Genomic DNA, 10,446 nt, shown 5'->3' on the forward strand with positions numbered 1-10,446 from the left:
GCCGGGCGGTGCTTGAGCGGGTGGACGGCGTCCGCACCGCGCTGCGGATCGCCCACGACCTGGGGCGCCAGGCGTTCCACACCCTGGTGGACGTACGGCGGCTCACCGCGGACGGGCTGCTGGCGCCGGTGCCGGTGGCGACCGCGCCGGACCCGCCGCCCGCCGGGTTCCACCCGCCCGCACCGCTCACGGTCACCGACCCCGACATCGCGCTGCTGAAGAGGCTCAGGAATGCGCTGGAGGCGCTTTGAACGGCAACCGCCCGCCGAGAGGAGAGAGCTGATGCTGCCCGAATCGGACCTGGCCGCAGTCCTGGACGAGCTGCGGCGGCTGCGCACCCGGGTGCCCCAGCTCACCGGCGCCCTGGCGGCGGGCGTGGACGGTCTCGTCGTCGCCCATGACACCCCGGGCGTGGACCCGGACGGGCTCGCGGCGCTCACCGCGGCCTCGCTGGGCGTCGCCGTCCGGCTCGCCGACGCCACCGGCAACGGCGGCTTCCGGGAGCTGCTGGTGCGCGGCCAGCGCGGCTATGTCGCCACCTACGCGGCCGGACGCACCGCTGTGCTGACGCTGCTCGCGCAGGACCGGGTCAACGTCGGGCGGCTGCACCTGGAGGGGCGCCGGGCGGGGGCCCGGGTCGGGGAGCTGCTCGACGCCGCCGAGGCCGAGGCCCGGCGCCGCCCGCCGGAGCGGCCGGTTCGGCCCGTGCCCGCCCGTACGCGCGCCGCCACCCGCACGCCGCGGGCCACGGCCACCGAAACACCGACCGCAACCGAGAGTTGACCTCCGAAAGGACAGCAGAACCATGGCGAACACCGAAACGGCACTGAAAGAGGCGCTCACCTCCATCGAGGGTGCCACCGGCGTCGCGCTCGTCGACTACACCAGCGGCATGGCGCTGGGCACGCTGGGCGGCAGCAAGACCTTCGACCTGAACGTCGCCGCCGCGGGCAACACCGACGTGATCCGCGCCAAGATGCGCACCATGGAGCACCTGGGGCTCAACGCCGAGATCGAGGACATCCTGATCACGCTGAGCGACCAGTTCCACCTGATCCGGCTGCTGAAGGGCCGGGGCGGCAACGGCCTGTTCCTCTACCTGGTGCTGGACGGCCGGGCGAATCTGGCGATGGCCCGGCACCAGCTGAAGCGGATCGAGGCCGAGCTGGAGGTCTGAGCCGGCCCGCCGAACCGCACCGACGCCGTGGCAGGGCGGCGGGCCCCTCGGGGGGCCGCGTCGCCCGCCGCGACGCACGCGGTCACTCCACGAAGAGCCCCCGGGCCGCCGCCCGCGCGTCGAACTCCTCCAGCCGGGCCTGGGCGTCGGGGAGCCCGTCGCACAGCGCCTCCAGCAGGACCCGGCCCAGCAGCATCGGCGCGCACGCGGTGTCGAACGCGAGCCCGGTGCCGACGGCGGCGGGCAGCAGCAGGTCGGAGTACCTGGCGACCGGAGCGAACGCGGAGTCGGCGACCGTGACGATCGTCAGCCCGGCCTCCCTGGCGTACGCGAGCGTGTCCAGCACCTCGCGCGGGTGGCGGGGCAGCGCGAAGCAGAGCAGTGCGGAGGCACCGGCCCGTACGGCCGCGTCCATGCGGTCCTGCACCATCGATCCGGCCTCGTCGAGCAGCCGGACGTCGGGGTGGACCTTGGCGGCGAAGTAGGCGAAGCCGAACGCCTGCGGGGCGGCGGCGCGCAGACCCAGGACCGGCAGCGGGCGGGAGGCGGCCAGGACCCGGCCCGCGCGCTCGACCGGGGCGGGGTCGGCGAGGAGTGCGGCGAGGTGGCGCAGGTTCTCGATCTCGGCCTCGACGGCCTGCTGGTACTCGTTGAACGCACCGTTGTCCACGACCGGTTCGGCGGGGACGACCTCGCGCAGATGGCGCCGGAGCGCCGGGTACCCGTCGAAGCCGAGGGCGACCGCGAACCGGGTGACGGAGGGCTGGCTGACCCCGGCCAGTTCGGCGAGTTCCACGCTGGACAGGAACGGCACGTCGGCGGCGCGGCGCACCATGCTGTGCGCGATGCGGCGCTGGGTGGGTGTGAGCCGGTGCCCCTCGAAGAGCGCCTGCAACCGGTTCGCAGGGCTGTCACTCGCGCTCATACCGCGCTCCCCTCCAGATGTCGTCTCCCGTGCTACCCCGCGCGGAAAGTACGGAGGGTACAGCGCCGGGGCGGGGTCGGGCACCGTCGCCTATTCAGTCACTATGCACCCTGCATACCTTTATACAACGCGGCGGGCGGCCCGTCAGTCGGCGAGCAGGTCCTCGGGCGCGGACCGGGCGATCCCGGCCAGGGTGTCCAGGGCGGCTCCGAGCACGTCGGCGGGCGGGGAGGCGAGGGCGAGCCGGACCGCGTGCGGGGCGCTGTCGCGGCGTGCGGCGAAGGCGGCCGCGGGGGCCACGGCGATGCCGTGCCGCGCGGCGGCGGCGACGAAGGTGTCCGCCCGCCAGCCCTCAGGGAGCCGCCACCAGCAGTGGTAGGCGCGGGGGTCCCCGCGCACGTCGAACCCGTCGAGCCGCCGCGCCGCCAGCGCCTGCCGCTCGGCCGCGTCCCGCCGCTTGTCCGCCGCGAGCTTCCCGGCGGTGCCGTCGCGCTGCCAGCGCCGCATGACCTCCAGGGCGAAGCGCATGGGCGTCCAGCCGCCGGAGCGCAGCGAGGCGGCGAGGTCGGCGGTGCGGGCGGGGGGTGCGACGAGGAAGCCGAGGGTCAGGCCAGGGGCGATCCGCTTGGAGAGGCTGTCGACGAGCACCGTCCGCTCGGGCAACAGGGCGGCGAGCGGCGGGAGTTCGGCGCCGAGGAAGCCCCACACCGCGTCCTCGACCACGGGGAGGTCCAGCCGGGTCAGCACCTCGGCGAGCGCGGCCGTCCGGTCGGGCGGAGCGGTGAGCGAGAGCGGGTTGTGCAGGGTCGGCTGCGTGTAGACGGCGTGCAGCGGGGCGCGCCGGTGCGCCTGCTCGACGGCGCCGGGGACGAGCCCGGCGTCGTCCATGGCGAGCGGCACGAGGGTGACGCCGAGCCGGGCGGCGACCGTACGGATGACGGGGTACGTCAGCTCCTCCACCCCGAGCCGGCCACCGGGCGGCACCAGGGCGGCGACGGCGGCGGAGACGGCCTGGCGGCCGTTCCCGGCGAACAGCACCTGGCCGGGGTCGGGGCGCCAGCCGCCTCGGGCGAGCAGGCCGGCGGCGGCTTCCCGGGCCGCGCGGGTGCCGGCGGCGCCGGCCGGGCGGAGGGCGTCATGGAGGATGTCGGGGCGCGTGAGCGGGGCGAGGCCCGCGGCCAGCAGGGCGGCGTGACCGGGCAGGGTGGAGTGGTTCAGCTCCAGGTCGACGCGGGCGGCGGCCGGTTCGGTGAGGGCGGGGGCGGCGGTCTCGGCTCCGGCGCGGACATAGGTGCCCCGGCCGACCTCGCCGACGGTGAGGCCGCGGCGGGCGAGTTCGCGGTAGACGCGGGTGGCGGTGGAGCCGGCGATACCGTGCCGCCGGGCGAACGCCCGCTGCGGGGGCAGCCGGTCACCGGGGCGGAGGGCTCCCCGGCGGATCTCCTCGGCCACCGCGTCGGCCACGCTCCGGTAGTCGCTCACTCCGCGCCCCCTCCCACGATATTGCCCCGAGAACAATAGCGGCTATTGCACCGAGAGTTGGTGGTTCATAGCCTCAAGGCAATGCGACCGTCGCACACTTCAGGGGGACTTCCATGCTCATCGAGCCCAGCGCGGCCCTGGGGGTGACGGTGGTGGCCCTCGGGATGGTCCTCACCCCGGGTCCGAACATGATCTACCTGGTCTCCCGCAGCATCACCCAGGGCAGACGCGCCGGCCTGATCTCCCTCGGCGGGGTGGCCCTGGGCTTCGCCGTCTATCTGCTGGCGGCCAACCTGGGCCTGTCGGCGCTCTTCCTCGCGGTGCCGGACCTGTACGTCGCGGTGAGGCTGGCCGGCGCGGGATACCTCGCGTATCTGGCCTGGTCGGCGCTCCGGCCGGGCGGGGTGTCGGTGTTCGCCCCGCGCGAGGTCCCGCCGGACTCCCCCCGCAGGCTCTTCACGATGGGCCTGATGACGAACCTGCTCAACCCCAAGATCGCCATCATGTACGTGTCCCTGATCCCCCAGTTCGTCGACCTGGACCAGGGTCATGTCCTCACCCAGGGTCTGCTACTGGGCTCGTGCCAGATCGCGGTGAGCGTGGCGGTGAACCTGGCCGTCGTCCTCGCCGCCGGCACCATCGCCACGTTCCTGGCACGGCGGCCGTCCTGGCTGAAGTTCCAGCGGTACGCGATGGGCACGGTGCTGGGGGCGCTGGCCGTCACCCTGGCGGTGGAGACGTCGGGCCCGAGCACGACGAGCTGAGGCCCGCAGAAGAATATTCGCGGGGACCGCCGCACCCCCGGTGAAGGGGGGCGGGACGACGGCGGTCCCCGCGAAGGACGCGGGTCGGGTCAGGCCCGTGCGCGTCCGGGGCGCCTGGGAGGTCCGGGAGCCGCTCCGGAATCTCCTGGCGCCGTTCGGCGCCGGCGCGGGCGGGGAGCCTCCCCCAGTGCTCGATGCCTGGGAGGTACCCCCGTCACCCTTGCCGACGACCACCACTCTGCCGGGCCCGTGTTAAGCACGTGCTGCGCGTACGTGACACGCTCGTGCCACTTGGCCCACGCCCCGGTCAAGCGAGCTGGGGCCTGTCCGGCGGATCTTCGTGGAGTAGCCCGCGGCGTCTGGTGCGTGCTCTCGGCGTGCGCCCGGATCTCCCTCGTACTGGACGTACTCGGGTGATTCGGGCGTGCGGCGGGAGTGCGTGCCGGGCGTCGCGGGCCCGCAAAGATCCGCCGGACAGTCCCTAGTGCAGTCCGCCCTTGGCCAGGAAGGACAGCAGGTCCTGGCGGCTGACGACACCGGTCGGCTTGCCCTCGACCAGGACGATCGCCGCGTCCGCCGCGCCCAGCACCGACATCAGGTCGCCCACCGGCTCACCGGAGCCGACCTGCGGCAGCGGGGCCGACATGTGCTTCTCCAGGGGGTCGCTCAGGGAGGCCCGCTGGGAGAACAGCGCGTCCAGCAGCTCCCGCTCCACGACCGAGCCGACGACCTCGGCCGCCATCACGTCCGGGTGACCGGCGCCCGGCTTCACGACCGGCATCTGCGAGACGCCGTACTCGCGCAGCACCTCGATGGCCTGGCCGACCGTCTCCTCCGGGTGCATGTGGACCAGGGACGGGATGACACCGCCGGCCTTGTCGTTGAGCACGTCGGCGACGCGGGCGCTGGGGCCCTCGTCCTCCAGGAAGCCGTAGTCGGCCATCCACTCGTCGTTGAAGATCTTCGAGAGGTAGCCGCGGCCGCTGTCCGGGAGCAGGACGACCACCACGTCGTCCGGGCCGAGATCCTCCGCGACGCGCAGCGCGGCGACGACCGCCATGCCGCAGGAGCCGCCGACCAGCAGGCCCTCCTCCTTGGCGAGGCGGCGGGTCATCTGGAAGGCGTCCTTGTCGGAGACCGGGACGATCCCGTCGGCCACGTTCCGGTCGTAGGCGGTCGGCCAGAAGTCCTCGCCGACGCCCTCGATCAGGTACGGGCGGCCCGAGCCGCCGGAGTAGACGGAGCCCTCCGGGTCGGCGCCGATGACCTTGACCTTGCCGCCGCTGGCGTCCTTCAGGTAGTTGCCGGTGCCGGAGATGGTGCCGCCGGTGCCGACGCCCGCCACGAAGTGGGTGATCCTCCCGTCCGTCTGCTCCCACAGCTCGGGGCCGGTCGAGTGGTAGTGCGAGAGCGGGTTGTTCGGGTTGGAGTACTGGTCGGGCTTCCAGGCGCCCGGCGTCTCACGGACCAGCCGGTCGGACACGTTGTAGTAGGAGTCCGGGTGCTCGGGGTCCACGGCGGTCGGGCAGACCACGACCTCGGCGCCGTACGCGCGCAGCACGTTGATCTTGTCCATGCTGACCTTGTCTGGGCACACGAAGATGCACTTGTACCCCTTCTGCTGCGCCACGATGGCGAGCCCGACACCGGTGTTGCCGCTGGTCGGCTCGACGATCGTGCCCCCGGGCCGCAGCTCCCCGCTCGCTTCCGCCGCCTCGATCATGCGCAGCGCGATGCGGTCCTTCACGGAACCGCCGGGGTTGAAGTACTCCACCTTGGCCAGGACGGTGGCCCGGAGGCCCTCGGTCACGTTGTTGAGCCTCACCAGCGGGGTGTTGCCGACGAGACTGATCATCGAGTCGTGGAAATGCACCGTTGTCTCCGGTTGCTTGCAAAAAACTGCGGTCGTCGTGGTCGTGCCAGCCTACGGCCAGCCGGCGGAGATACGGACGGGCCTTCACTCAGTGTGGAGATTGGCGCACATGCCGTACGGGGCAAGGAGTGGGTACGGCTACGAGGAGGTGGCGGCGACGCATGACGAGCATGTCGAGGGCGAGAGTGGCCCGGCGCATCGCGGCCGGGGCGGCGTACGGCGGCGGCGGGGTCGGACTGGTCGGCGCGGCCGCCGTGGGGTTGCTGCTCACGGAGATGCGACTGGCCCGGCGCCATGTGAACAACGGCACGGCCACCGGCCGGGTCCCCCTGGCGGACGGTGTGTACGGCGCGGGGTACGGGCGGTTCGGCGAGCCCCCGCTGCGGCTGGCCATGCTGGGCGACTCCACGGCCGCCGGGCAGGGTGTGCACCGGGCGGGCCAGACACCGGGCGCGCTGCTGGCGTCGGGGCTGGCGGCGGTGGCGGAGCGGCCGGTGTCGCTGCGTAACGTCGCCCTGCCGGGCGCCACCTCGGACGATCTGGAGCGGCAGGTGGGGCTGGTGCTGGCAGCACCGATGACCGCGCCCGACATCTGCGTGATCATGATCGGCGCGAACGACGTCACCCGCCGCATCCCGCCCACCCGCTCGGTCCGGCACCTTTCGGCAGCGGTACGGCGGCTGCGCTCGGCCGGTGCCGAGGTCGTCGTCGGCACCTGTCCCGACCTCGGCACCATCGAGCCGGTGCGGCAGCCGCTGCGCTGGCTGGCCCGGCGCGCCTCACGGCAGCTGGCGGCGGCCCAGACCATCGGGGCGGTGGAGCGGGGCGGCCGGACGGTGTCGCTGGGCGATCTGCTGGGCCCGGAGTTCGCGGCCAACCCCCGCGAGCTGTTCGGCCCGGACCACTACCACCCGTCGGCCGAGGGGTACGCGACGGCGGCGATGGCGGTGCTGCCCACCCTCTGTGCGGCTCTCGGCCTGTGGCCCGCCGAGGAGGAGAGGCCGGACGCCTCGCGCCGGGAGGGCTTCCTGCCGGTGGCCCGCGCGGCCGCCGAAGCGGCTTCGGAGGCGGGTACGGAGGTCGCGGCGGCGCTGCCGACCGGACCGCGCGGCCCCTGGGCGCTGCTCAAGCGGCGCCGGCGCCGGCGGGTACGGGAGACGGAACCGGTCACGCCGTCCTGAACCCCCGACCCGGCCGAGCAAGCGCTTGGACAACTGCGGCCAGTGTCACACCCCCGCACCGGTGACCCGGACCATACGGACGGGTAACTTCCGACTCGGCCCTGCCCGAACTCCCGTAAGCCTCTGGAGCCGTGATGCCCGAAGCCGTCATCGTGTCGACCGCCCGCTCCCCGATCGGCCGCGCCTTCAAGGGCTCCCTTAAGGACCTGCGCCCGGACGACCTCACCGCCACGGTCATCCAGGCGGCGCTGGCCAAGGTCCCCGGGCTGGACCCCCGCGACATCGACGACCTGATGCTCGGCTGCGGTCTGCCCGGCGGCGAGCAGGGCAACAACCTGGGCCGGATCGTGGCCGTGCAGTTGGGCATGGATTACCTGCCGGGCTGTACGGTCACCCGCTACTGCTCCTCCTCGCTCCAGACCTCCCGCATGGCACTGCACGCCATCAAGGCGGGCGAGGGCGACGTCTTCATCTCGGCCGGTGTGGAGATGGTCTCCCGCTTCACCAAGGGCAACTCCGACAGCCTTCCCGACACGCGCAACCCGCTCTTCGCCGACGCCGAGGCCCGTACCGCGGCCGTCGCCGAGCAGGAGGGCACCACCTGGCACGACCCGCGTGAGGACGGTCTCGTCCCGGACGCGTACATCGCCATGGGCCAGACCGCCGAGAACCTGGCCCGGCTCAAGGGCATCAGCCGCCGGGAGATGGACGAGTTCGGCGTCCGCTCGCAGAACCTCGCCGAGGAAGCCATCAAGAACGGCTTCTGGGAGCGCGAGATCACCCCGGTCACGCTCCCCGACGGCACCGTGGTCGCCAAGGACGACGGCCCCCGCGCGGGCGTCAGCCTGGAGGGCGTCGAGGGCCTGAAGCCGGTGTTCCGCCCCGACGGCCTGGTCACCGCGGCCAACTGCTGCCCGCTGAACGACGGCGCCGCGGCCCTGGTCATCATGAGCGACACCAAGGCCCGCGAGCTGGGCCTTACCCCGCTCGCCCGTATCGCCTCCACCGGTGTCTCCGGCCTCTCCCCCGAGATCATGGGCCTCGGCCCGGTCGAGGCGAGCAAGCAGGCGCTGGGCCGCGCCGGCCTCTCGGTCGGCGACATCGACCTGGTCGAGATCAACGAGGCGTTCGCCGCCCAGGTGATCCCCTCCTACCAGGAGCTGGGCATCGACCTGGACAGGCTCAACGTCAACGGCGGCGCCATCGCGGTCGGCCACCCCTTCGGCATGACCGGCGCCCGGATCACCGGCACGCTGATCAACTCGCTCCAGTTCCACGACAAGCAGTTCGGTCTGGAGACCATGTGCGTCGGCGGCGGGCAGGGCATGGCGATGGTCATCGAGCGCCTCAGCTGAACCCCTTCTGATCGACCCTCGGTGACCGTGTCCGCACGGTCGGTCGAGAACGGCCCGGACCCAGGCGAAGTCCCCTGGTTCTGGGCCGTTTTGTGATCCAATCTCCCCCAGCATGTGACCTACCTCGCCCGCCGGGGGAACAGCGCAGGTCACTGCGGTGACTCGAGTGACCCTCAAGGCCACCGAGACCAGAAAGCTGTCCGTTTCGTGACGTTACGCACTGACAGGCGGTCAGTCCACCCTTCAAGCTGAGGTAGGAAGTCGGGGGTCGACTTTGAACCTGGGAGTACGTCAGTGAGCGCCATGTCCATCGCCCTGCTGCTCACCACGGCCGCCACGGGCGCCGTGGGCGTCGCCGTCCTGTGCGCCGTGCTGCGGCTGCGGCGCCAGCTCGACGAGCTGCACACCCAGCTCGCCGCGCATCAGGCGGCCGACCTCCGCGCGCTGCTGCCCGCGGCCCGCACCACCGCCGACGCGGAGGAGATACGCGAGGCCGTGACGGCCGCGCTCGCCGAGGAGCGGGAGCGCGAGCTGGCCGAGGCCCGCGCGTTCTGGGCCGCGCAGGAGGTCCGCGACCTCTCCGACGCGCCGCCCCCGCTCTACGGCCTGGACGCCGATACGTTCCTGCCCCGCCCGTCCGACTTCGCCGGCCTGGAGCCGGTGTCGGAACCGGTCGTCGAGCCGGACGACTTCTCCGGGGACTCCCCCGAACTGGCCGCGGCCCGCCGCCGCCATCCCTCGCACCCCGACTTCGTCCCGGTGCGGTCTCCCGCGGGCGACGAGGAGGACCGCGCCGTCACCATCCTGGAGCGGCTCTCCGTCGAGGGCACCGCGCTCGCCGACGTCCGCCCCGGCCCGCTGGGCACGCTGGACGTCTACGTCTTCGCCGACGGCACCACCCTGTGCATGACGCCGGGCCACCGCGAGACCGCCGAACGGCTGGCCGCCGCGCTCCGGGAGGGCGAGACCCCCCGCCTGCTGGGCGGCTCGGGCATCTCCGGCGCCTTCACCCTGACCTTCGCCTGCGGCGATGAGACGGTATACGTCCTCGCCGACCGGGTCATCGCCTCCCTCTAAGGCTGCCCTAGCCCGGCGCCTCAGACCCCGGCCCGTTTGCGGGCCTCCTCGACCAGCTCCACCGCCTCCTCCAGCTGGTCCTCGCCGCGCAGCGCGACCGCGAGGTCGTGCCCCGCCACCGTGATCTGGTCGGCCGCCGCGAACATCCCCGCGTCCGGCATCTCACGCGGCTCGCTCCCCGGCTCCTCCAGCTCCTGGGCCCGCCGGGCCAGCTCCCGCGCGACCGCCAGCGCCTCGGCGGCCGCGCCGCGCTGCAGCCGGCTCTGCGGGGCGGCCCGCAGCCGGTCGGCGAAGAGTTCCACTGCTTTGGTCAGGGGCGTCGTATCCAGCACGCGCCGAGCGTAACGCGGGCACCGCTGCCGGGCGGCCCGCGCTCGGGCTGCCGCCGGGCCCGGCTGTCAGGTGCCGGTGCTCGTCTCCTTGATCACGAGCGGGTTCAGCTCCCACACGTCGATGGTGTGAGCGAGGCGGGCGCGCGGTGCTGTGCGGAACTGCAGTCGCCAGGGGCCGCCCCCTACCAGCGAAGCGTGAGCACCCGGCCCCGCGCCGTCACCGACGAGATCACCCGGCCGCCGGGGGGGGCCGGGCTCGGCAGAGGGCCCCCGGCGCGGG

General features: G+C 73.4%; 11 protein-coding genes and 1 pseudogene. 7 read left to right on the forward strand and 5 right to left on the reverse strand.

Annotated elements, in window-relative coordinates; translation table 11 throughout:
- The 3 genes and pseudogenes from ACFWN1_RS28330 to ACFWN1_RS28340 all read left to right on the forward strand — a co-directional run.
- A pseudogene (locus tag ACFWN1_RS28330) lies at window positions 1–251 on the forward strand (transcriptional regulator); the annotation flags it as partial.
- A 31-nt stretch (window positions 252–282) separates the two neighbouring features.
- A complete protein-coding gene (locus tag ACFWN1_RS28335; RefSeq protein WP_384367881.1) occupies window positions 283–783 on the forward strand; it encodes a roadblock/LC7 domain-containing protein in 501 nt (166 codons plus the stop codon).
- Between the two features lie 22 nt (window positions 784–805).
- On the forward strand, window positions 806–1,177 hold the full coding sequence (locus ACFWN1_RS28340) for a hypothetical protein (protein WP_384367883.1): 372 nt from the start codon (window positions 806–808) through the stop codon (window positions 1,175–1,177).
- Between the two features lie 82 nt (window positions 1,178–1,259).
- Here the strand turns inward: ACFWN1_RS28340 and ACFWN1_RS28345 are convergent, their stop codons facing one another.
- Window positions 1,260–2,102 carry a MurR/RpiR family transcriptional regulator gene (locus tag ACFWN1_RS28345; RefSeq protein ID WP_384367886.1) on the reverse strand — a complete coding sequence of 281 codons (843 nt, stop codon included), beginning with the start codon at window positions 2,100–2,102 and terminating at the stop codon, window positions 1,260–1,262.
- 144 nt (window positions 2,103–2,246) lie between these two features.
- The gene (locus tag ACFWN1_RS28350) at window positions 2,247–3,584 is read right to left on the reverse strand and encodes a PLP-dependent aminotransferase family protein (protein ID WP_384367889.1); all 1,338 of its coding nucleotides are present in this window, start codon (window positions 3,582–3,584) and stop codon (window positions 2,247–2,249) included.
- Window positions 3,585–3,697: 113 nt separating this feature from the next.
- Between ACFWN1_RS28350 and ACFWN1_RS28355 the strand changes: the two genes are divergently transcribed.
- On the forward strand, window positions 3,698–4,348 hold the full coding sequence (locus tag ACFWN1_RS28355) for a LysE family translocator (RefSeq protein WP_384367892.1): 651 nt from the start codon (window positions 3,698–3,700) through the stop codon (window positions 4,346–4,348).
- Window positions 4,349–4,829: 481 nt separating this feature from the next.
- Here ACFWN1_RS28355 and ACFWN1_RS28360 read toward each other — a convergent pair whose 3' ends face one another.
- Window positions 4,830–6,221 carry a cystathionine beta-synthase gene (locus tag ACFWN1_RS28360; RefSeq protein WP_384367895.1) on the reverse strand — a complete coding sequence of 464 codons (1,392 nt, stop codon included), beginning with the start codon at window positions 6,219–6,221 and terminating at the stop codon, window positions 4,830–4,832.
- A gap of 161 nt (window positions 6,222–6,382) precedes the next feature.
- On the opposite strand from ACFWN1_RS28360, the gene ACFWN1_RS28365 reads away from it, so the two are divergent.
- The 3 genes from ACFWN1_RS28365 (at window position 6,383) to ACFWN1_RS28375 (ending at window position 9,834) form a co-directional block, all read left to right on the forward strand.
- Entirely contained in the window at window positions 6,383–7,402 is a 1,020-nt protein-coding gene (locus ACFWN1_RS28365; protein ID WP_384367898.1) for an SGNH/GDSL hydrolase family protein, read from the forward strand.
- A gap of 134 nt (window positions 7,403–7,536) precedes the next feature.
- Window positions 7,537–8,757, forward strand: a complete 1,221-nt coding sequence (locus ACFWN1_RS28370) for an acetyl-CoA C-acetyltransferase (protein WP_384367901.1) — start codon at window positions 7,537–7,539, stop codon at window positions 8,755–8,757.
- 294 nt (window positions 8,758–9,051) lie between these two features.
- The gene (locus ACFWN1_RS28375) at window positions 9,052–9,834 is read left to right on the forward strand and encodes a hypothetical protein (RefSeq protein ID WP_384367904.1); all 783 of its coding nucleotides are present in this window, start codon (window positions 9,052–9,054) and stop codon (window positions 9,832–9,834) included.
- A 20-nt stretch (window positions 9,835–9,854) separates the two neighbouring features.
- Here the strand turns inward: ACFWN1_RS28375 and ACFWN1_RS28380 are convergent, their stop codons facing one another.
- Window positions 9,855–10,166 carry a hypothetical protein gene (locus tag ACFWN1_RS28380; RefSeq protein WP_384367907.1) on the reverse strand — a complete coding sequence of 104 codons (312 nt, stop codon included), beginning with the start codon at window positions 10,164–10,166 and terminating at the stop codon, window positions 9,855–9,857.
- 66 nt (window positions 10,167–10,232) lie between these two features.
- Window positions 10,233–10,446 (reverse strand): hypothetical protein (locus ACFWN1_RS28385; RefSeq protein ID WP_384367910.1); only part of this gene is annotated, 214 nt, incomplete at its 5' end.

The organism is Streptomyces sp. NPDC058459 (genome assembly GCF_042721685.1).
Classification (GTDB): domain Bacteria; phylum Actinomycetota; class Actinomycetes; order Streptomycetales; family Streptomycetaceae; genus Streptomyces.